Genomic DNA, 21,820 nt, shown 5'->3' with positions numbered 1-21,820 from the left:
GGGTGCCCGGAATGGCATTTGCCGGAGGCCTAGCCCTCCAGCAAAATCCGCAGCATGCGGCGCAGCGGCTCTGCGGCGCCCCAAAGCAGCTGGTCGCCCACGGTAAAGGCCGCCAGGTAGTTGTCACCCATGTTCATCTTGCGCAGGCGCCCTACCGGCACATGGAGGTTGCCGGTGACGGCAGCCGGCGTCAGCTCTCTGAGACTGGCTGTGCGATCATTGGGGATGACCCGCACCCAGTCATTGGCCTCCGCCAGCATGGCTTCGATCTCATCCAGGGGCACATTCTGAGTCAATTTGACCGTCAGCGCCTGGCTGTGACAGCGCATCGCGCCGATACGCACGCAGATACCATCCACCGGGATCAGGGTGTCGCCAGAGCGGCCGAGAATCTTGTTGGTTTCCGCCTGGCCCTTCCACTCCTCCTTGCTCTGACCGCTCTCCAGTTGCACGTCAATCCAGGGCAGCAGGCTGCCACTCAGGGGAGCGCCGAAGTGTTCAGTCGGAAAACTGTCGCTGCGCATGGCGGCCACCACCTTGCGGTCGATATCCAGAATCGCGGAGGCGGGATCGGCCAGTTCCGCGGCCACGGATTGCTCAATGGCACCCATCTGGGCAATCAGCTCGCGCATATTCTGGGCACCGGCGCCGGAGGCTGCCTGATAGGTCATGGCCGAAGTCCATTCCACCAGACCGCGGTTGAACAACCCACCCATGGCCATCAGCATCAGGCTGACGGTGCAGTTGCCACCGACAAAGTTTTTAATGCCGCCGGCAATGCCATCCTTGATCACACTCAGGTTGACCGGATCCAGAATAATCAGGGCATCATCCGCCATGCGCAGCGCAGAAGCCGCGTCGATCCAGTAGCCATCCCAGCCGGACTTGCGCAGCTCGGGGTAGATGGCCTTGGTGTAATCACCACCCTGGCAGGTGATGATGATGTCCATTTTGGCCAGTGCGCTAACATCCCGCGCATCCTGCAACGGCGGCACTTCCGCCCCCACGTCCGGACCGGGTTGACCCAGCTGGGAAGTGGTAAAGAAAACAGCCTCAATGAGGGCAAAATCATTTTCCTGCTGCATGCGATCCATCAACACCGAACCCACCATGCCTCGCCAACCTACAAAACCAACCTTTTTCATTTAGATTCAACCTGTTAAAAATACTTTTTCACAAATAACTTCGGATAATCCGTGCACCTGCGGCGATCTGTCAAAGTGCCGCCAACACGGCGTTACCCATCTCGACGGTACCCACCAGGGTAGTACCGCTAGTATAGATATCCGGGGTGCGCAGACCTTGATCCAGCACATGACTGACCGCCTGTTCAATGGCAACGGCCGCTTCCGGGGCGTCGAGTGAGTAGCGCAGCATCATCGCGGCAGACAGGATGGTCGCCAACGGGTTGGCGACGCCCTGGCCGGCGATATCTGGTGCCGAACCGTGACAGGGCTCGTACAAGCCCTTGCCATCCTTGTCCAGCGACGCGGAGGGCAGCATGCCGATGGAACCGGTGAGCATCGCCGCCGCATCGGACAGGATGTCGCCGAACATGTTGCCGGTGACCACCACATCGAACTGCTTGGGCGCCTTCACCAGCTGCATGGCGGCGTTGTCCACGTACATATGGCTCAGTTCCACCTCGGGATAGTCCTTCGCCACCTCTTCCATGATTTCGCGCCACAGCACGGTGGCCTCCAACACATTGGCCTTGTCCACGGAACAGACCCGGCGGTCGCGCACCATGGCGGCCTCGAAGGCCACCTTGCCGATGCGGCGGATTTCCGACTCGCAATACTTGTAGGTGTTATAACCTTCGCGCTCACCGTTTTCCAGCACGCGGATGCCGCGGGGTTCACCAAAATAGATACCGCCGGTCAGCTCCCGTACGATCAGGATATCCAGGCCGGCGACGATCTCCGGCTTGAGAGAGGAAGCGTCCGCCAACTGCGGATACAGGATCGCAGGGCGCAGGTTGCCGAACAATTTCAGCCCGGAGCGCAACTTCAGCAGGCCCTTTTCCGGGCGCAAATGGCGCTCCAGCCCATCCCACTCCGGACCACCGACGGAGCCCATCAGAATGGCATCGCTGCGGCGGCCTTTTTCCAGGGTCTCATCCGGGCAGGGGTCACCCACCGCATCATAGGCGGCGCCGCCCAGCAGCCCTTCCTCAAACTCCAGGTCCAGACCAAACTTCTCGTTAACCCTGGTCAACACCTTGACCGCTTCGTCGACAATCTCCGGGCCGATATGGTCGCCCTTGAGAATCAATACCTTCTTGCTCATTTAACCGGCTTCCTCTACTTGATGGCCTTTTTTCATGACTTTACTTGATGGCCCTACTTGATGGCATGAAACAGCCAGGGGCAAGCTTTTTCGCGCTGGGCTTCGTAGCTGTGGATCGCGTCTGCCTCCACCAGGGTCAGGCCAATTTCGTCGAGCCCCTCCAGCAGGCAGTGCTTGCGGAACTCATCGATCTCAAATGGCAGCTCTTCGCCCGAGGGTTTGACAACCACCTGGCGCGCCAGGTCGACAGTCAGTTTATAGCCCTCTGTCGCCTCAGCCTCCTTAAAGAGGCAATCAACAACATTTTCTTCAAAAACAATTGGTAACAAGCCATTCTTAAAGCAGTTGTTAAAGAATATATCCGCATAGCTCGGGGCAATGATGGCACGAAAACCGTAGTCATCCAGCGCCCAGGGGGCGTGCTCGCGGCTCGAGCCACAACCGAAATTCTCCCGGGCCAGCAACACCGACGCCCCCTGATAGCGAGGCCAGTTGAGCGGAAAGTCCGGGTTCAGCGGGCGGTTGGCACAATCCTGTCCCGGCTGCCCTTCGTCCAGGTAACGCAACTCGTCGAACAGGTTGGGACCGAAACCGCTGCGCTTGATGGATTTCAGGAACTGCTTGGGAATGATCATGTCGGTATCGACATTGGCGCGATCCATGGGCGCCACCAACCCCTTGTGTACGGTAAAAGCTCTCACGGCAGCCTCCTCAATCCAGTGTGCGAACGTCGGTGATATGACCGGCAATGGCAGCCGCTGCCGCCATCGCCGGACTCACCAGGTGGGTGCGCCCGCCGTTGCTCTGGCGCCCCTCAAAGTTGCGGTTGGAGGTGGAGGCACAGTGCTCCCCCGCTCCCAACCGGTCTGCATTCATGGCCAGGCACATGGAGCAGCCCGGCTCGCGCCAGTCCATGCCGGCAGCGATAAAGATTTTATCGAGACCTTCCGCCTCGGCCTGGGCTTTCACCATCTGGGAACCAGGCACCACCAGCACCTGTTTCACCGAACTGGCCACTTGGCGGCCCTTGGCGACAGCGGCCGCGGCCCGCAGGTCTTCGATACGGGAGTTGGTACAGGAGCCGATAAATACCCGATCTACCGGAATATCGGTGATCGGCGTACCACCCTGCAATCCCATGTATTTCAGCGCCCGCTCAATGCCCTGACGCTTGGTCGGGTCGGTTTCATCTTCGGCGCGGGGAATGGTACCGGTCACCGGTGCCACCATCTCTGGCGAGGTACCCCAGCTCACCTGGGGCACAATGGCGCTGCCATCCAGCTCGACCACCGCATCAAACGCGGCGTCAGCGTCACTTTGTAACGTCCGCCAGTATTCGACCGCCTGCTCCCACATCTTACCCGTCGGGGCAAAACGGCGCCCCTTGAAGTAATCAATGGATTTGTCATCCACTGCCACCATACCGACCCGGGCACCGGCTTCAATCGCCATGTTGCAAACGGTCATGCGGCCTTCAATGGACATATCCCGGAACACCTGACCGGCAAACTCAATGGCATAACCGGTACCGCCGGCCGTGCCGATTTCGCCGATGATGGCCAGCACCACATCCTTGGCGGTGACACCGGCACCCAGGGTGCCATCCACGAGGATCAGCATGTTTTTCATTTTTTGGGTGACCAAACACTGGGTGGCCAGCACGTGCTCCACCTCGGAAGTGCCGATACCGTGGGCCAGGCAGGCAAAAGCGCCGTGGGTGGCGGTGTGGGAGTCGCCGCAGACCACGGTCATACCCGGCAGCGAGGCGCCCAGTTCCGGACCCATCACATGCACGATGCCCTGCCCCATCTCGTTCATCTTGAACTCGCGGATACCGAAATAGTCGCAGTTCTCATCCAGGGTCTTGACCTGAATGCGCGAGGTCTCATCCGGGATGGCGTCCACCCCCGCGGCGCGCTCTGCCGAATCGGTGGAAATATTGTGGTCCGGCGTCGCCACGTTCACATCCAGCCGCCAGGGTTTGCGGCCGGCCAGACGCAGCCCTTCAAAGGCCTGGGGTGACGTCACCTCATGCAAAATATGGCGATCGATATAGATCAGTGCGGAGCCGTCCTCGCGCTGTTTAACCAGGTGCGCATCCCAGAGTTTGTCGTAAAGCGTTTTTCCAGCCATCGTCTCTTCCAGCTAACGTGAATGGCGATATTTTAGCCAACAATTACAAATAACACGAATTCATATTTTTTATCGTTTCGATTCCAATGTGGAATTCGTATACTGCACCTTATGGACACCCAGTTACTCGAAGCCTTCATTGCCGTCGCCGAAAGCGGCTCCTTCTCCGTGGCGGCGGAGCGTATCCACGTCACCCAGCCGGCGGTCAGCAAGCGCATCGCCCAGCTTGAGGACATTCTTGGCTGCCGGTTGTTTGATCGCATTGCCCGCAGCGTGACACTGACCGAGGCCGGCGAAGCCCTGCTGCCCCGGGCCCATCGCATCCTGCAGGCCTTTGCCGACACCCGCCAGGCCATCCACGACTTGTCCGGAGCGATCAGCGGCAGGCTGCGACTGGCCATCAGCCATCATATCGGCCTGCACCGTTTGCCGCCGATCCTCAAGCAATTTGCCCAGCAACACCCTTCTGTGACCATCGATGTGGACTTTATGGATTCGGAAAAGGCCTACGAGGGCATTCTGCAGGGGCACTTTGAAGTGGCGGTGATCACCCTGGCACCGCAACCCCACCCGAAGATAGAGGCCCGCATCATCTGGCCGGACCCGCTGGTGTTTATGGTGGCCGACGACCATCCGCTGACGGATGAGCCGCACCCCAGCCTACAGACGCTCTGCAACCACCCGGCAATTCTGCCGGGACTCGGCACCTATACCGGTCGCATGGCGCGGGCCGTATTCGAGGAACAGCGGGTGCCGCTGCCGGCCACCATGGCCACCAACTATCTGGAAACCATCAAAATGATGGTCAGTATCGGGCTGGGCTGGAGCCTGCTGCCGGAGAGTATGCTAGAAGCTGGCCTGCGGGCCATCGACATCCCCGGCGTCCATATCGAGCGGCAGCTGGGCTATATCCACCACCGTGAAAAAAGCCTGTCCAACGCCGCCAGGGCATTTATCCAGCTGCTGGACAGGGAAACCTCATAAAAAAACCGCCGACAGCAGCGGCGGTTTTTTCATACTAGGTCACGGGGAGGGACGGCCTTTAGAAGGCGTCAATATCCAGTGCCATCACCGAGGCGGATCCCGCCTTGATGGCCGCCAGATACGCCTGGTTGCGCGGCATGATCTGCTCGGCAAAGAAGTTGGCGGTGGCGACCTTGTTGCGATTAAAGACAGGGTTGCCCTTGCCAGCACCGTTCAGCCGGGTGGCCACCGCCGCACTTTTGGCCAGCAGCGCGCCGGCCACGCTGGTGCCCATCAACATCAGCAGGTTGTAGGCGGCGGCACCGGGAGCGGTCCAGTCCTCACGGGCGTTGCTGAACAGGACTTCCAGCGCCTGCTGACAGGCAGCCAGAGAGGATTCCAGGGCATCCGCCATCACCTCGAGGCCGGCTTCACGGGCCTCCGCTGCGACCGGAGCCAGATCTTTCATCAATTCGGACGCCGATACTCCCTTGTCCCGGGCAATTTTTCGACCCACCAGATCCATGGCCTGGATACCATTGGTGCCCTCATAGATCGGCAGGATACGGGCGTCGCGCATGTGCTGGGCGGCACCGGTTTCCTCCACAAAGCCCATGCCGCCGTGCACCTGTACACCGAGTGACGTCACCTCCATGCCAATTTCGGTACACCAGCCTTTCACCAGCGGCGTCAGAATATCTACTCGACGGCGGTGATAGTCGGCCTGCTCGAGATCCTCCAGTTTATGGACCCGGTCTTCATGGGCCATTGAACAGTAGGCCAGTGCCCGGGCGCCCTCGGTCAAGGCCCTCATCTGCATCAGCATGCGACGCACATCCGGATGGTGAATAATGGTGGCTTTCGGTTCCCCCGGCGCACTGCCCTGCACCCTATCCTTGGCGTAGGCCACCGCCTGCTGGTAGGCCCGCTCACTGATGGAAACACCCTGCAGGCCCACCGCCAGGCGCGCTTCATTCATCATCGCAAACATGTACACCAAGCCCTGGTTTTCCTCGCCCACCAGGTAGCCCACCGCACCGCCATTGTCACCGAACGACAGCGAGCAGGTGGGGCTGGCGTGAATGCCCATCTTGTGTTCCAGACCGACGCAGTACACGTCGTTGCGCTCACCGGAGCTGCCATCTTCATTGATCAGGAACTTCGGCACCACAAACAGGGAGATACCCTTGACCCCTTCCGGGGCATCCGGGGTCCGCGCCAGTACCAGGTGGACAATATTGTCGGTGTATTCGTGATCGCCCCAGGTGATGAAGATCTTCTGGCCGCTGAGCAAGTAGTGATCCCCCTGGGGTACCGCCCGGGTGCGCACCGCGGCCAGATCAGACCCCGCCTGGGGCTCGGTGAGGTTCATGGTGCCGGCCCATTCTCCTGAGATCAGTTTCGGCAGGTAGATATCTTTCTGTGCATCATCGCCGTAGATACTCAGGGCAGTCACTACGCCCTTGGTCAGCATCGGGCACAAGCCGAACGACATGTTGGCGGACTGACTCATCTCGTCCACCGCCACGGCCAGCAGCATCGGCATGCCCTGGCCGCCGTAATTCACATCGCCGGTCAGGCTGGTCCAGCCCGCTTCCGTCATCTGCCGATAAATGCCGTCGAGTGCCGGAGCCGTCACCACTCTGGTGCCCTCCAGCCTGGAACCCTGCCGGTCGGCAGGCTGATTGGTTGGCGCCACCACCTCGCCAAAAAAACGGGCGGCTTCAGTCAGGATCGCGTCCACCATGTCCGGCGTTGCCTCTTCAAACCCCGGCAGCTGGGCAATTTCATCCATGCCGAGAACCTGATTCAACAGGAAACTCATTTCGTCTACGGGAGCTTTGTATACCGTCATCGTCCACCCCTTTGGCTGGTGCTGTTATAGGCAAGCTTGTGCTTAAAGATAGCCTGTTCGGAGGAGGATTCTATCCCTTTGCGGAAAAATGCCCACGGTGTTCTGTGACTCGTGAGTTCCACAGGGGAAAGCCCCGATCAACAGTTTTGAAGGGAGCCTGTGCGGCGGGTCAGTTGTGAGAATGCCTGCGGCTCCAGCAGGTGCCCGGTATCGTCCAGGGCAGGATACGGGATACCCCGGTCGCGGCAAAAACGCGCAATAACCGGCTGGCACCACTCAAACAATAGCTGCCGGTATTCCTCCTGCGGCAGGCGGCCCCGGCCATAGAGCCCGGCGGCAAAACGCTGCCGCTGCGCTTCGGCCAGAATAATGGCGCAGGCCACCGAGACATTGAAGGACTCCGCCATGCCCATCATCGGCACGACGACGCAACCATCGACCCGAGCCGAGGCCTCCGCACTCACCCCGATCTTTTCAGCGCCGAGCAAAAGGGCCGTGGGGCGGGTGTAATCCACCTCCCGGTAATCCATCGCGCGATCGTCCAAATGGGCGGCCAGCACCTGAAACCCCTGCTGCTGCAATTGCTCAATGGGTGTTTCAATTTCCCGGTGAACCCTGGTTTTGACCCATTTTTGTGAGCCCATCGCGGTGCCGGTATGGGGGCGGAAGCGCCCCTTGTCGTAAACGGCGTGCACTTGATGAATACCGACGGCATCACAGGTGCGGATAATGGCAGAAAGGTTCTGGCCCTTGTGAACCTGATCGGTGATGACCGTCAGGTCCGGTTGACGCCGATTGAGAACATCGACAATTTTCTGGTAGCGCTCGGGTGTCATCAGGCCATTATAGGCCAGGCCGCCGCCCAACTTACACCGGATCGATAATATCGTCTGCCCAGCTGATTGCCGCCATGACGGCAGGAAAGCCAATGGTGCTGACCAGCAGGATCAGGGCGTGATGTACATCTGCCTCGGTGGCACCGGCGGCCAGGGCGCGGCGGGCGTGACTGTGCACCGCCCCTTCTGAGCGGATGCTGGCCGCCGCCGCCAACTGAATGAGCTGGGCGGTTTTCTCATCCAGTGGACCCAGCTCCTTGGCAGTGCTGCCCAGGGCCTCCACGGCCCCGGCGAGATCCGGGTATTTTGCGGCAAACCGGGAATAGGTACCCGGCAGGTTTTTCTCCGTCATGTCCTGCACTCCCCTGTAATGGCTGCAACCAATGTGAGTATAGTGACTCAGGGCCAGCCGGGAGCACTTGCGAGCAGAAAACGGCCAACGCACAATCGTCCCCGGGCGGCATGAAAATCCGCTGCGGATGAAACAGTTAATGAAGGGTGATCGACTTGAACTACCTGAGGGGCGAACAACTCTGGCGACAGGTCATGGGCGTTACGGCATCCGCCACGGCTTCCGGGGCGCTGCACTCCATCCCGACCTGTACCCAGGCACAGCGGGAATCCCTGGGCGACACCGACATCTGCTTTCAGATAAGGGTCGTGGAGAATCTCGCCCGCAAATCGGCGGAACTCAAACAGCGCGCGGCACAGACGCCCGCCGCCGAGGACTTCAATCCGTTCCTGCCCCACGACCCCGAGCTGTATGTGGGGGAGCTGACAGATCACTACCGCTGCCTGCTCAACAAATTCAATGTCATGGCCCACCACATCCTGATGGTGACCCGGCACTTTGCCACCCAGTTGGAACCACTGAACCGGGAAGATTTCCTGGCGGCACAGCTGTGCCTGGAAGCCTGCAACGGCCTGGTGTTTTACAATGGCGGACCCGCGGCGGGGGCCAGCATTACCCACAAGCACCTGCAAATGGTACCGCTCCCTCTCGCCGACAACGGTCCGTTTCCGCTACACCAGCCGTTCGCCCGCCTGCCCCTTCGGCCCGGCCAGCTACTCAGCTCACCCCTGCCGGTGGCCCACCTCATCACGACCACGGCATTTGGGGGCGACCCCGAGGCCTGCGCCGAGACAAACTTGACCAACTATCGGCGCATGACAGAACAACTGCACCTGCTGCCCGGCGACGACCGGCTTGCGCCGCCCCACAATCTGTTGATGACCCGGGAGTATCTGTGGGTGGTGCCGCGCCGCTGTGAGCACTTTAGAGGCCTTGCCGTCAATGCCCTGGGATTTGCCGGTACGCTGCTGGTCAAACATCAACAACAATTGCAGGAATTGCAGCAGCTTGGCTGCCTGCCACTGCTCAGGGCAGTCGGCCTGGGCTAGGGCGTAGCGGAAGTAATTTTTTGGGAACTTTTACCGCCATACCCCCTCTGTTATGATCCCATCCCTTGAATTTAAGCGAATGACCCCGATAACCAGACATTGTTTCCATGTCACGGTCGGGCCAACACCGGAATTCATGTAAAAAGATTGCCATAACAATGCTAAAAGACTTTGACTTGCAGTTACGATCTCGCACGGCTCGCCCGCCCCCCGGAGCCCGCAAACCTTAATTTGCACCTCAATCAAGCAGAATAAAAAATGTTAACCCATTGCAGGAGAACAACATGCTGGAAGTGAGCCAGTTAACTCGCTTTTATGGTGAGTTCAAGGCCGTTGACAATGTCAGCTTTAAGATAGGTCAGGGTGAAATCGTCGGCTTACTCGGCCACAACGGCGCCGGCAAAACCACCATCATGAAAATGATCAGCGGTTACCTTGAGCCCAATGAGGGCGCCATCAAAATTGACAGTATCGACCTGCAGCTGGCTCCCAAACTGGCACAGCGCAGCATCGGCTACCTGCCGGAAAATCTGCCCATCTACCCCGAAATGACCGTGGCCGACTACCTGGATTACGCCGGTGACATGAAGGGGCTGAGCGGACAGGACAAAATCGACGAAATCAAACGGGTGATCCAGGCTACCGACCTGCTGGAGAAGCTGCTCGCCCCCATTGCCACGCTGTCCCGGGGCTACAAACAGCGGGTTGGCGTGGCCCAGGCCATTCTCGGCAAGCCTCGCCTGCTGATTCTCGACGAACCGACCAACGGCCTCGACCCCACCCAGACCCAGCAGATGCGCGAACTCATTCACGAGCTGTCAAATCAAGCAACGGTGATCCTGTCCACTCACATCATGCAAGAAGTGGATGCCATCTGTGACCGCGTGTTGATCATCCGCAACGGCGAGCTGGCAGTGGATACCAGCCTCGAGGAACTGAAGAAAAGCAACAGTCTCTTGATCGCCACTTCGCTCGACTATTCCGCCTTGAATTCTCTACTCGTTAACCAGCCCGGTATTCTCGGCATTGAAACATCGGCTGAAGGCAGCACAAAGGCAGGGGCACAAGTACACCGTTACCGGGTCGCAGTGGAGGACGCCACCGACCATTTGCAACTTGGCGCTGTTATCTCCAGAACCCTGATCGATGCAGGTGCCGAGGTGTATGGCATCGGCGAAGAGCGCCGCGATCTTGAAACCCTGTTCAGAGAAGTGAATTCAGCGCCCATGCGCGCTACTACTGAGGAGGCAAAAGATGCAGCCTGATCAAAAACACTTGCCAATGATTCGTCGCATTGCCGCCAAGGAAGTCTCACTGTTCTTTGCTTCGCCTATTGCGTACCTTTTCCTGGCGACTTTTGCGGGCATCAGCCTGTTTATCTTTTTCTGGGGAGAATCTTTTTTCTCCCGCAATATCACCGATGTCCGGCCACTCTTTGAATGGATGCCAGTGCTGCTGATATTTCTCACCAGCACACTCACCATGCGCCTGTGGAGTGAAGAGCGGCGCACCGGCACACTCGAACACATTCTGACCCAACCGCTACCCCTGTGGCACTTTGTCATGGGCAAATTCGTCGGCTGCCTGGTATTGCTGGCTATTGCCCTGTTGATCACCCTGCCACTGCCCCTAACGGTAGCGCAAATGGGCCAGCTGGATTGGGGCCCGGTGTGGGCAGGTTACCTGGCAACCTTCCTGCTGGGTGCCGCGTACCTCTCCATCGGACTGTTTGTGTCAGCCCGCAGTGACAACCAGATTATCAGCTTGATTTGCGCCGTCGCCCTCTGCGGTCTCTTTTATCTGGTGGGAACATCCGTCATCACTGACTTCTTTGGCAACATTGCCGGCGAGTGGCTGCGCACCCTGGGCACGGGGTCTCGCTTTGATTCCATTACCCGCGGGGTGATTGATGTTCGGGATCTCTACTACTACTTGAGCATCATCATTGCCTTTCTCGCCCTGAACACGTTCTTCCTTGAGAAGGAGCGCTGGGCGAATCAGAAAAACACACCCAACCATCAAACCTGGCGCGCCGTCACTGGCCTGCTGCTGGCCAACGCCATCTGTGCCAACCTGTGGCTGGGACAGGTCAACTTGTTGCGCATTGACACCACTGAGGGCAACCAATACTCCATTTCTGAAGCAACGTTGAATTACCTCAACCAGTTGCAGGAACCACTACTGATTCGCGGCTATTTCAGCAGCAAGACCTCACCCCTGCTGGCACCCCTGGTGCCACAGATCAAAGACCTGATTCGCGAATATGAGATCGCCGGTCACGGCAAGGTGAAAGTGGAATTTATCGACCCGGTAAGCGATCCATCACTGGAAGAAGAAGCCAATAAGAAATACGGTATTCGAGCGACGCCCCTGCAAGTGGCCGACCGCTATCAGTCAGCCATCGTCAACTCCTACTTCAATATTCTGGTGAACTACGGCGACGAGTTCCAGACCCTCGGCTTCCAGGATCTGATCGAAGTAAAATCCCGTGGCGACAATGACCTCGAAGTCCAGCTCCGCAACCCGGAATATGACCTCACCCGGAGCATCAAAAAAGTACTCAACAGTTACCGTGGCGGCAACAACCTGTTTGACCTTGTCGATGGCACCGTCACGTTTAATGCCTTTGTTTCGGCAGGACAACTTTTGCCAGAGCAACTGGTTGAATTCCGCAAAGCTGTTGAGGAAGTGACTGAGCAGCTGCGTCAGGATGCCGGCGACCGATTGAAAGTGAATTTTTATGATCCTGAAGCCAACGGCGGCGCCGTGGCCCGGATGATTGGCAAACGATACGGCTTTCAGCCAATGGCTGCCGATCAATGGTCCCAGGATCACTTCTATTTTTATATGACGCTGGAGCAAGATGGCCAGGTAGTCCAGGTATCTATCGAGGACGCCAGCAAGGAAAGCTTTGAGCGCAATGTAAAAACTGGCCTCAAGCGCTTTGCCTCCGGCATCACCAAGACAGTCGCGATGGTGGTTCCTAAGGTCGATCCCAAAATGGAGCAATATGGCATTACCGTGCCACACTTCACCCTGCTGGGGGACACCCTTGCCGCAGATATGAATGTGGTGGACGAAGATCTCAGCGATGGCAGCGTTTCTGCAGAAGTAGACATCCTGATTGTTGCGGCGCCTAACAATCTCGAAGACAAAGAGCTTTTCGCCATCGATCAGTTCCTCATGAAGGGGGGCTCGGTAATTGCGTCCGCATCACCCTTTACCACCACACTTACCCAACAAGGCCTGGGCGTCGCCAAACTGCAGGGCAGCTTCCAGGACTGGTTGTCATTCCACGGTCTTAACGTCGCGGATAAGTTGGTGCTGGATACTCAGAATGCCGCTTTCCCCATGCCTGTAGTGCGCAATGTAGGTGGCTATCAGTCGCAGGAAATCCGTGTCATTGAATACCCCTACTTTGTCGATGTCCGGGAAAGTGGCCTCAATCAGGATAATCCGATTTCGGGCAATATCCCCCAGGTCACCATGGCGTGGGCCTCACCCATTACCATTGACCAAGAAAAACAGGGCAATCGAAAAATCACCGAGCTGATTCACAGCACCGAGAATGCATGGGCATCTGACGATATGGAAATCATGCCCGATATCGACGCCAACGGTATGGCCAAATTCCCGGCGCCACAGGAAACCGGCCCGCAATTACTCGGTGTTATCAGTGAAGGGCGCTTCACCTCCTACTTCGCCGGCAAGGAGTCGCCCCTGCTGGCCGCGGATGACACTGACGAACAACCCGCCGAAGGCGAAAATGAGGGTACGGATAAGGATGCGGCAGAGAACCCTGCCCCACCCGCCGTCACCAGTGTCATCGAGCATTCTGCTGATTCCGCCCGGATTATCCTCTACAGCTCTAACGATTTCCTGCGCGACCAGACCATGACCATGGCCAACTCATCGGCGGGCAGCGAATACCTCAATCCCATGCAGCTGATGTCGAATACGGTGGATTGGGCGCTGGAGGACTCGGGCTTGCTCAGCATTCGTGCGCGCGGCCACTTCAATCGCACCCTGTCCCCCATGGAGCACGACAGCCAAGTATTCTGGGAATACCTGAACTATGCCCTGGCCATTCTCGCCCTGGTGGTTATCGCGCTGCTGCAAAGAAGGCGGAAAAAATCCCGCCAACAGTACTATCTCGATATTTTGGCCAATTAATTGCGGGGACTCCTGATGACTAAGATGAAAACCTGGTTAAGCGCCCTACTGGTGATGCAATTGGCACTGGCAATTGGACTCTACTGGAACGCACAAAATGAGCTGCAAAAAAACCTGCCGCAGCCACTGGTAAACATCGACTGGCAGGCGCTGGATCAGATCGTGATCGGCAACAAAAAAGAGCAGGTTACCCTGGGCAAGGGCGACAGCGGCTGGCTGCTGAGCGAACGGGGCAATCTGCCCACCGTCAACGGCAATGCCGAGGCGCTGCTGGAAAAACTCAAGGGACTGAAAACCAGCTGGCCAGTGGCATCCACCAGCGCCAGCCATGAGCGCTTTGAAGTCACCGATGAGAAATCAGATCGCTATGTCTCGTTCTACCAGGGCGAGCGCCTGCTGGGCAAGCTGATTGTCGGTTCGTCGCCGGGCCTGCACAAACTGAATGTGCGCATGGACGGCGATGACAACGTCTACGCCGTTCCCCTGGAGCTGGTGGACATGATCACCAGCGACCAGAACTGGTTTGACCGCTCCCTGCTGACCACCCAATCTGTCCAGTCCATTCAGGGCGCCGACTACTCCCTGCAAAAAAGTGGCGATGACTGGAAACTGGAGACCGCTTCAGCGCAAGCCCCCGCACTCAGCAGCAGCAAGGTGGCGGATATTGTTTACGCCCTGCAGGGACTCCAGGTGCGCAAACTGGTTACCGAGAAGCCCGATTTGAGCAACAGCGGCTTCGCCCGGCTGTCCGTCAAAATCGCCGGTGCCGACAAACCGCTGACCTACCAGTTTTACCAGACCAAGGAACGCTGCTACGTGACGCGCAGCGATTACGATGCGATGTTCACCATCGGCTGGGGCGATTACGAAAAAATCGCCGAGGTGGATCTCAAACAGTTGACCGACCAGCAACCAGCGGAAGAAAACACCGACAAGGGTGCGGAGAGTACCGCACAGAGCTGAACACCCCGACCATTCGGCAGTCGCGCTGCCGAATGGCCAGGACTCATCCCCTCAACCGGCCCGCAGAAAGCATTTCCGAAAATTTTCCGTGGTCACCTCGGCAACCTCCTGCCAACTGATCCCCTTGATTTCGGCGACCATTTTTGCCACTTCCAGCACGTACCTGGGTTCATTTTGCTTACCCCGATAGGGCACCGGCGCCAACCAGGGCGCATCGGTCTCCACCAGCATGTTCTCCAGGGGCACCTGCCTGACCACCTCCCGCAGCTCGGCGGCATTGCGGAAGGTAATGATGCCGGAAAAGGAAATTAGGAAATTAGGAAATTCAGGTCCATGGCCGCCCTGGCCATCTGCCAGTTTTCCGTGAAACAGTGGATGACACCGCCCACTTCCGTATCGGCGTGCGCCCTGAGTAGCGCCAGGGTCTGCTCGCGCGCGTCGCGGGTGTGCACGATAACCGGTTTTCCGAGCTGGGCTGCCGCCTGCAGGTGATGGATAAAGCTCTGTTCCTGCCAGTCGGCCTGTTCCCGGCCATAGTAGTTGTCGAGTCCGGTCTCGCCGATGGCGACAACCCCGGGCCGGCGCCCGAGTCCGAGCAGCTCGGCCACCGTCGGCAGCGGCGGCAACGCCCGTTGCAGTGGGTGAACACCCACCGATACGACGATATCCCGGCAGCTTTGCGCCATTTCGATCAGCCTGGCGGAGGTTGCCAGATCGACGCCCACCGACAGGAATTGCCCTACCCCGCACTGGCGAGCGGCGTCGAGTAACTGTGACAGGGAATTTTGGTAGTCAGCCAGATCCAGATGATCCAGATGACAGTGGGAGTCCACCAACACGTCGCGCAACCAGCCAATCCGTTTACATGGTGTTGGTGGGTTTGCCGGATTCCAGCAATCCGGCCAGATAGGCCTCGATTTTAGTCACGATATTGCTGTGCCGTTCATTCAGCTGAATACCGACACCCTCCTTGCGGTTACCGCCAAGGCCCTTGGGGGTAAGCCAGATTACGCGACCGGTCACGGGAATGCGTTCCGGTTCCGTCATCAGGTCGAGCAGGATAAAAACTTCGTCGCCCAGCGCATACTGTTTACGGGTGCAAATAAATAACCCGCCGTTTTTAACGAAGGGCATGTAGGCCGCATAGAGGGCGTGTTCGTCTTTGATGGCAAGATTCAGAATACCGTTTCTGACACTGCCGCCAAATGCTTCCATATTCATAGTCAACCCAAGCGCAATTTTCGTAAGTGTACTATAGGGACAAGCGATCATTCCAGTTTGCCAGCCATGGCGGCAAGACAAGCAATATCAGGGTTTGCAGCCGATCACCTGGAAAGTCTCTGCCAGTCCATCAGCAGCTCCTCCCAGAGCAGGCTGACATTGGGATTGGCCGACCCCAGCAAGCGGCTTTTCACCCGCACCAACTTGTCCAGAAAGCGAAACCGCAAGGCCATGGCTCCCGTCGCACCCGCCGTGCGGACCTGTGCCGCCACCCGGCTGTAGAGCCAGTCAATTGCCATTCCTGGCGGGCTGGCGAGGCATTTTTCAGCGGCCACCAGCGGATTCAACTCGCCGGCCGCCACCTCGTCCAGAAGCCGTTCAAAGGTGCGCCTGTTTTCCAGCAGATCCGATTCCAGCAGCCGCAACGCCAGCAGCGGGCGGCCATCGGCATAGCCCAGCAGCTCACTGACATCCCCTTTTCGGCCCCTGACCTGGGCCAACCAGCTCTCCACCTCGGCCAGGGGGGGCACCGCAAACGTCAGCAGGCGGCAACGGCTGCGCACCGTAGCCGGCAGTCGGGACAGCTGGTGGGAGACCAGAATGACACAGGTGCCGGCTGTCGGCTCCTCAAGGTTTTTCAGCAACGCGTTGGCGGCATTGAGATTCATGGACTCCGCCGGGCTGATGACCGCCACTTTCCTGCCCCCCTGCAGGGCGGTTTTGCTGACAAACTGGCCGAGCTCCCGGATCGGGTCAATGCGGATGGCCTTGCCCTCTTCTTCCGGCCCGACCCAGAGCAAATCCGGATGGCTCTTGGCGGCGAGGAGTAAACATTGCTTGCAGCGCCCACAGGCAAAGCCCGCCAGGGGCTTTTCACAGAGCAGCCGGGCAGCCAGTGCCGAGGCAAAGTGTTGCTTGCCGATAAACGCCGGACCACAGAGCAGCAGGGCGTGGGGGAAGCGATCGATCTCAAGCAGCCGGTCCAGCATCTGCCATTGAGGGTGCTGCCAGGGATAGTACATCGCCGATGTTTTTTGACTGAACTCACCCATGAATGCGCTCAAAAAATTGCTGCAGGGCCGCCGCAATGGCCCGCTGGACCAGTTCGAGTGACTGCATTGCATCAATGAGGCAAAAACGGCTGGGGTCTGCCGCAGCCCTGGCCAGATAACAATCCCGCACCGCGTTGAAAAACGACAGCTTTTCCAGCTCAAAACGATCCGGCGCGCCCCTCCCGTTGGCGCGGGCCATCCCCTGATCAACCGGGATATCCAGCAGCAGGGTCAGATCCGGGCGCAACTCGCCCTGCACCAGGGCCTCCAGCTGGGCGATTTTCTCCATCGCCACGCCCCGTCCAGCACCCTGATAGGCGTAGGTGGCATCGGTGAAACGGTCGCAGAGTACCCACTGTCCCCGCGCCAGTGCGGGTCTGATCACCTGTGCCAGGTGCTGGGCGCGGGCGGCAAACATCAACAGCAGCTCGGTATTCTCCGCTACCGGTTCGTCTCTGGGACTCACCAGCAGTGTGCGGATGTCCTCGGCCAGGGGGGTCCCGCCGGGTTCGCGGGTGGCCACATAGGGGATGCCGTGCTGATCCAGCCATTGACGAATAAAGGCCATATTGGTGGTCTTGCCCACACCTTCGCCGCCTTCAACGGTAATAAATTGTGCTTTCTTTGAGGTCATGCAGGAATCGTGGTTACCGTTATTGTGGTCTGGAGCGATAATCCGAGCGCCGTTTCAACTGGAACTCCCGCACCGCTTGCTGGTGTTCCTCGAGGGTAGCAGAAAACTGATGGCTACCATCACCCCTGGCAACAAAAAACAGGCTGTCCCCCTCCTCGGGGTGCAGGGCGGCGTGGATGGCCTCGCGACCGGGCATGGCAATGGGCGTCGGTGGCAGGCCATCAATCAGATAGGTGTTGTAGGCGCCGGGCTGGCGCAGGTGTTGACGGCGAATATTGCCCTGGTACTCACTCCCCAGCCCGTAGATAACAGTGGGGTCTGTCTGCAGGCGCATACCCTGTTGCAAACGCCGCACAAAAACGCCGGCGATCTGGCCCCGCTCGCCGGGATTACCGGTTTCCTTTTCAATGATGGAAGCCATGATCAATGCCTGGTAAGGGCTGGCGTAAGGCAGATTGGGTGCGCGCGCCTGCCATTCGGCATCCAGCACGGCAACCATCCGCCCGTGAGCCCTGAGCAAAATATCCCGATCACTGTCACCGGCACTGTAGTGGTAGGTATCCGGGAAGAACCAGCCCTCCAGATGGTCGACATCCAAGTTTAACTCAACCAACAGCTCATCCATGGCTTCACCCTGTAACACCCGACTGATCTTGGGGTTGTCCGCAAGCAGTGGCAGCCAATCGGCAAACCGCAGGCCTTCAGGGAAGGTCAGGCTGTATTGAATGACTTCGCCGCGCAGCCACATCTGCAGCAGGTCGCGGGGCGTATCGCCCTGATCCAGCTGGTACTCTCCGGATTTAATCAGCGTCTGGTGGCTAAAGCGTCCGTAGGCCGTCAACAAGCGCGGCCATTTGAGCATCCCCGTGTCCGCCAACGCGTGGGATTGAGCCGTCAGGGAGGCGCCCTGGGGAACGGTAATGGTGACAGAGGCACTGTCCAGCGTCAGCGGGGTATCCAGATAACGATTCAACAGCCAGCTGCCCACCAGCATCACCAGCAGTGCCAGGGACAACAGCAGCAATAACCCTTTCTTGATCAGTGGTAGCATGGAAATTCCTGTTGTAGTCGGGCGCGAATGACCTGTACCCCAGCGCCCACGGGCCAACTGCCAATGCCCGCTATACTGCGCACCGGCCAGACCCCGGAAACCGAGTTGCAGACAAACAATTCATCCATGGCCCGCAGTTCATCCCTATTGATTACCGCTTCAAAGGCGGATAAGCCCATACCCGGCAACAGACTGTCCAGCAAATACTGGCGCATCACGCCGGCCACGCCGCATTCGTGCAGGCTGGGCGTCAGCCACTGTCCCGCGCGCAAACAGAACAGGTTGCTAGTCGTCCCCTCTATGACCCCGCCCCGCTGATCGAGCATTAATCCCTCCTGGAATTCATCCCGCCATTCCATGCGGGCCAACACCTGATCCAGGCGATTCAGGTGCTTGATCCCAGCGAGTCCGGGATTGTGGGGTAGTCGATGTCCACAGAGGGTCAGGGAGAGCCCCTGCGGCGACCAGGTAGACAGGGATGCCGGGGTGGGAAACCAATGCAGTACATACTGAGGCTCAGGGGCATCGGCAACCCGGTAACCGCGGCCGCCCACACCGGCCGTCAAGATGATCTTGATCACCCCCTCCCCGGGACAGTGGGCCAGCAGGGTATCGAGGTAGCACTGCAGGCGGGAGCTATCCAGTTTGATCGCCAGACGCTCCGCCCCCAATGACAGGCGCTGCAGATGATAGCTCCACAGCGGCGGCACGCCGCGGTGGAGACGCAGGGTTTCAAACAGGCCATGACCATAGGCCAGGCCGCGATCGAGCACCGGAACGCTGTCAGCCCAGTTGCCGTTGACCAGACAGAGGCGATCGTCAGAACGCATACGGCGGCATCAGCGCGGTTTGTGAGTAAAAATCAGAAACAAAAAAAGCCGCTCGCGGAGGAGCGGCTTTTACTATTCAACGACCCGGCAGCATTAGCCAAGATTGGCGTTGATATAATCAATCGCGTTTTGCACAGTGGCGATTTTCTCGGCTTCTTCATCAGGGATTTCAGTATCGAATTCCTCTTCCAGAGCCATGATCAGTTCAACGGTATCCAGGGAGTCTGCACCCAGATCTTCAACAAAAGAAGACTCGGGTTTTACATCTTCTTCTTTCACGCCCAGTTGTTCAGCGACCATTTTGGCTACGCGTTCTTCGATGCTGCTCATGATATTTATTCTCTCCTGTATCTAAGAAGTATTCTGTTGCACGGCGCCTACAACCACCCCACAACAAGAAATCTGTTTATTGACGGCATGTCAGGCGCGCATTTTACCTCAAATACCGCACTCTGTAACCGCTTTCGACAAAAACCTAAAATTACTTTTAGATTCAGTCCATTAGGCCATATAAAGACCGCCATTGACGTGGATGTTCTCGCCGGTGACATAGGCGCCACCGTCGTTGACCAGGAAGTCGACCACTGCGGCAATTTCCTCGGGCTGACCGAGACGGCTCAAGGGCACCTGCGACAGGATCGCTTCCCGCTGGGCATCGCTGAGCTCCTTGGTCATATCCGTGTCAATAAAACCGGGGGAGACGGCATTGACGGTAATATTGCGCGGCCCCAGCTCCTTCGCCAGTGAGCGGGTAAAGCCACCCACGCCCGCCTTGGTGGCGCAGTAGTTGGTCTGCCCGGCATTGCCCATGGCCCCCACCACGGAACTGATATTGACGATGCGTCCCCAGCGGGCCTTGGTCATGCCCCGCAGACAGGCTTTGGAGAGGCGGTAGATGGAGTTGAGATTGGTATCGATCACATCGAACCACTCCTCATCCTTCATTCTCATCAGCAGATTGTCTTTGGTAATACCCGCATTGTTGACCAGAATCAGCGGTGCACCGTAATTCTCGGTAACGGCCGCAATCAAGCTGTCGACCGAGGCCTGACAGGCTACGTCCAATAACATGCCCACACCGTTGATGCCTTTCTCTGCAAAGCGGGCGGAAATTTTTTCGGCCCCCGCCTCGGAGGTGGCGGTGCCGATCACAATGGCACCCTGTGCGCCAAGGCTGTCGGCAATGGCTGCGCCAATCCCCCTACTGGCACCGGTCACCAGTGCAACTTTGTCCTGCAAGCTCATACTGCTCTCCTCTCAAATGTGTTGCCGCGGTCAGACTGCTGCCAGCGCCTCGGCCAAACTGAATTTATCCTCGGTGGCATAGCTGTTCAGTGAACGGTCTATGCGTTTGCAAAGGCCGCTCAGCACCTTGCCGGCACCACATTCCACGATGGTATCGATCCCATTTGCGGCCAATGTATTCACGCAATCGACCCAGAGTACCGGACTGCAGATCTGCTCGATCATCAACTGCTTGATTTTCGCCGGGTCACTCTCGGTTTTGGCATTGACATTGTGAACCACCAATACCCGGGGTGCAGAAAATTCGGTGGCCATAATCTCGCCAGCCAGTCGATCCACAGCCGGTTGCATCAAACTGGTATGGAAAGGCGCGCTGACGGGCAACGGCATGGCGCGTTTTGCCCCCGCGGCCTTGCAGCCTTCAATTGCCCGCTCCACCGCAGCGGCATTGCCGGCAATCACCACCTGACCGGGAGAGTTAAAGTTGACCGCTGCCACTTCCTGCCCCTGGCAGGCCTCGGCACAGACCGCCCTGATCTTGTCATCGTCGAGGCCGATGATCGCCGCCATGGCGCCTTCACCGGGGGCGACGGCATCCTGCATATAGGCACCGCGATTGCGCACCAGCCGCACCGCATCCTTAAACGCCACCACGCCGGCACAGACCAGCGCCGACCATTCGCCTAGGCTGTGGCCGGCCATCAGCGCCGGTTGCGCGCCATCTTCCTGGCGCCAGATGCGCCAGACGGCGACACTGGCCGCCAGCAGCAGCGGCTGGGTGCGCTCGGTCATGGTAATCTCTTCCTGACTGCCATTCTGCACCAGGTTCCAGAGATCGTAGCCGAGTACTTCCGACGCCTCGGCAAAGGTTTCCTCCACCACCGGATATTGTTTGGCCAGTTCGGCCAACATGCCGATCTTTTGTGAACCCTGCCCTGGAAAGACAAATGCGAGATTACTTTTCATCGCTTACCTCTATTTGATTGTTTTTTGCCGCCAATCGCCCTTCGATCAGGGTGGGCAGATCTCGTTCGACCTCACCGACCGCCACCTCAATGGCTCTGGCAAACGCCCATTCAGTCGCGCTGCCGTGGCTTTTCACCACTACCCCGCGCAACCCCAACATACTTGCCCCATTGTATTGAGCGGGATCGACCCGCTTCAGCAGCCGCTT

General features: G+C 58.4%; 22 protein-coding genes and 1 pseudogene. 5 read left to right on the top strand and 18 right to left on the bottom strand.

The genetic code is table 11. From position 1 onward, the window contains the following. Window positions 1-29: 29 nt before the first annotated feature. The 4 genes from asd to leuC form a co-directional block, all read right to left on the bottom strand. Complete coding sequence (gene asd / locus ABY948_RS04570; protein WP_461481328.1) at window positions 30-1,145, bottom strand: aspartate-semialdehyde dehydrogenase; 1,116 nt, start codon at window positions 1,143-1,145, stop codon at window positions 30-32. 70 nt (window positions 1,146-1,215) lie between these two features. Continuing rightward, complete coding sequence (gene leuB, locus ABY948_RS04565) at window positions 1,216-2,289, bottom strand: 3-isopropylmalate dehydrogenase (protein WP_461481327.1); 1,074 nt, start codon at window positions 2,287-2,289, stop codon at window positions 1,216-1,218. 53 nt (window positions 2,290-2,342) lie between these two features. Continuing rightward, window positions 2,343-2,990 (bottom strand): 3-isopropylmalate dehydratase small subunit, encoded by a 648-nt coding sequence (leuD, locus tag ABY948_RS04560; protein WP_461481326.1) that lies wholly within the window; start codon window positions 2,988-2,990, stop codon window positions 2,343-2,345. A 10-nt stretch (window positions 2,991-3,000) separates the two neighbouring features. Next, window positions 3,001-4,422, bottom strand: coding sequence for a 3-isopropylmalate dehydratase large subunit (gene leuC, locus ABY948_RS04555; RefSeq protein ID WP_461481325.1), 1,422 nt, complete (start codon window positions 4,420-4,422; stop codon window positions 3,001-3,003). Window positions 4,423-4,533: 111 nt separating this feature from the next. Here leuC and ABY948_RS04550 point away from each other — a divergent pair, with 111 nt between their 5' ends. Continuing rightward, complete coding sequence (locus ABY948_RS04550) at window positions 4,534-5,406, top strand: LysR family transcriptional regulator (RefSeq protein WP_461481324.1); 873 nt, start codon at window positions 4,534-4,536, stop codon at window positions 5,404-5,406. Window positions 5,407-5,464: 58 nt separating this feature from the next. Here the strand turns inward: ABY948_RS04550 and ABY948_RS04545 are convergent, their stop codons facing one another. The 3 genes from ABY948_RS04545 to ABY948_RS04535 all read right to left on the bottom strand — a co-directional run bounded on the left by ABY948_RS04545 (window position 5,465) and on the right by ABY948_RS04535 (window position 8,428). Further along, window positions 5,465-7,240: an acyl-CoA dehydrogenase gene (locus ABY948_RS04545; RefSeq protein WP_461481323.1), complete on the bottom strand. Its 1,776-nt coding sequence runs from the start codon at window positions 7,238-7,240 to the stop codon at window positions 5,465-5,467. Window positions 7,241-7,377: 137 nt separating this feature from the next. Further along, entirely contained in the window at window positions 7,378-8,076 is a 699-nt protein-coding gene (gene trmH, locus ABY948_RS04540) for a tRNA (guanosine(18)-2'-O)-methyltransferase TrmH (protein WP_461481322.1), read from the bottom strand. 31 nt (window positions 8,077-8,107) lie between these two features. After that, window positions 8,108-8,428, bottom strand: a complete 321-nt coding sequence (locus ABY948_RS04535) for a carboxymuconolactone decarboxylase family protein (protein ID WP_461481321.1) — start codon at window positions 8,426-8,428, stop codon at window positions 8,108-8,110. 155 nt (window positions 8,429-8,583) lie between these two features. Between ABY948_RS04535 and ABY948_RS04530 the strand changes: the two genes are divergently transcribed. The 4 genes from ABY948_RS04530 to ABY948_RS04515 all read left to right on the top strand — a co-directional run bounded on the left by ABY948_RS04530 (window position 8,584) and on the right by ABY948_RS04515 (window position 14,613). Then, entirely contained in the window at window positions 8,584-9,477 is an 894-nt protein-coding gene (locus ABY948_RS04530) for a DUF4922 domain-containing protein (protein ID WP_461481320.1), read from the top strand. 284 nt (window positions 9,478-9,761) lie between these two features. Beyond that, window positions 9,762-10,742: an ABC transporter ATP-binding protein gene (locus ABY948_RS04525; RefSeq protein ID WP_461481319.1), complete on the top strand. Its 981-nt coding sequence runs from the start codon at window positions 9,762-9,764 to the stop codon at window positions 10,740-10,742. Continuing rightward, window positions 10,732-13,650 (top strand): Gldg family protein, encoded by a 2,919-nt coding sequence (locus ABY948_RS04520; RefSeq protein WP_461481318.1) that lies wholly within the window; start codon window positions 10,732-10,734, stop codon window positions 13,648-13,650. Before ABY948_RS04525 ends, ABY948_RS04520 begins: the two co-directional genes overlap by 11 nt. Window positions 13,651-13,665: 15 nt before the next feature. Further along, the gene (locus tag ABY948_RS04515) at window positions 13,666-14,613 is read left to right on the top strand and encodes a DUF4340 domain-containing protein (protein ID WP_461481317.1); all 948 of its coding nucleotides are present in this window, start codon (window positions 13,666-13,668) and stop codon (window positions 14,611-14,613) included. A 51-nt stretch (window positions 14,614-14,664) separates the two neighbouring features. On the opposite strand, the gene ABY948_RS04510 is transcribed toward ABY948_RS04515, so the two are convergent. From ABY948_RS04510 to ABY948_RS04460, 11 genes and pseudogenes are all read right to left on the bottom strand, one after another. After that, on the bottom strand, window positions 14,665-14,871 hold the full coding sequence (locus ABY948_RS04510) for a TatD family hydrolase (protein WP_461481316.1): 207 nt from the start codon (window positions 14,869-14,871) through the stop codon (window positions 14,665-14,667). A gap of 50 nt (window positions 14,872-14,921) precedes the next feature. Further along, complete coding sequence (locus ABY948_RS04505) at window positions 14,922-15,452, bottom strand: TatD family hydrolase (RefSeq protein ID WP_461481330.1); 531 nt, start codon at window positions 15,450-15,452, stop codon at window positions 14,922-14,924. A gap of 22 nt (window positions 15,453-15,474) precedes the next feature. Further along, window positions 15,475-15,828, bottom strand: a complete 354-nt coding sequence (locus tag ABY948_RS04500) for a PilZ domain-containing protein (RefSeq protein ID WP_461481329.1) — start codon at window positions 15,826-15,828, stop codon at window positions 15,475-15,477. A gap of 110 nt (window positions 15,829-15,938) precedes the next feature. Beyond that, entirely contained in the window at window positions 15,939-16,898 is a 960-nt protein-coding gene (holB, locus tag ABY948_RS04495) for a DNA polymerase III subunit delta' (protein WP_461481315.1), read from the bottom strand. Further along, the gene (tmk, locus tag ABY948_RS04490; RefSeq protein ID WP_461481314.1) at window positions 16,879-17,520 is read right to left on the bottom strand and encodes a dTMP kinase; all 642 of its coding nucleotides are present in this window, start codon (window positions 17,518-17,520) and stop codon (window positions 16,879-16,881) included. The genes holB and tmk overlap by 20 nt, the downstream gene beginning before the upstream one ends. 19 nt (window positions 17,521-17,539) lie before the next feature. After that, on the bottom strand, window positions 17,540-18,571 hold the full coding sequence (gene mltG / locus ABY948_RS04485; protein ID WP_461481313.1) for an endolytic transglycosylase MltG: 1,032 nt from the start codon (window positions 18,569-18,571) through the stop codon (window positions 17,540-17,542). Beyond that, entirely contained in the window at window positions 18,559-19,401 is an 843-nt protein-coding gene (gene pabC, locus ABY948_RS04480; RefSeq protein WP_461481312.1) for an aminodeoxychorismate lyase, read from the bottom strand. Before pabC ends, mltG begins: the two co-directional genes overlap by 13 nt. A 93-nt stretch (window positions 19,402-19,494) precedes the next feature. Further along, the gene (gene acpP / locus ABY948_RS04475) at window positions 19,495-19,731 is read right to left on the bottom strand and encodes an acyl carrier protein (RefSeq protein ID WP_305168936.1); all 237 of its coding nucleotides are present in this window, start codon (window positions 19,729-19,731) and stop codon (window positions 19,495-19,497) included. Between the two features lie 171 nt (window positions 19,732-19,902). Beyond that, on the bottom strand, window positions 19,903-20,646 hold the full coding sequence (gene fabG, locus ABY948_RS04470; RefSeq protein ID WP_461481311.1) for a 3-oxoacyl-ACP reductase FabG: 744 nt from the start codon (window positions 20,644-20,646) through the stop codon (window positions 19,903-19,905). 30 nt (window positions 20,647-20,676) lie between these two features. Continuing rightward, complete coding sequence (gene fabD / locus ABY948_RS04465) at window positions 20,677-21,612, bottom strand: ACP S-malonyltransferase (RefSeq protein ID WP_461481310.1); 936 nt, start codon at window positions 21,610-21,612, stop codon at window positions 20,677-20,679. After that, window positions 21,602-21,820: pseudogene (locus ABY948_RS04460) on the bottom strand (hypothetical protein); the annotation flags it as partial. The pseudogene ABY948_RS04460 and the gene fabD, both read right to left, overlap by 11 nt.

The organism is Porticoccus sp. (genome assembly GCF_041592135.1).
In the GTDB taxonomy this organism is placed as follows: Bacteria; Pseudomonadota; Gammaproteobacteria; order Pseudomonadales; family Porticoccaceae; genus Porticoccus.
The sequence above is the reverse complement of the archived record's forward strand: the minus strand, read 5'-3'. Positions and strand labels throughout refer to the sequence as shown.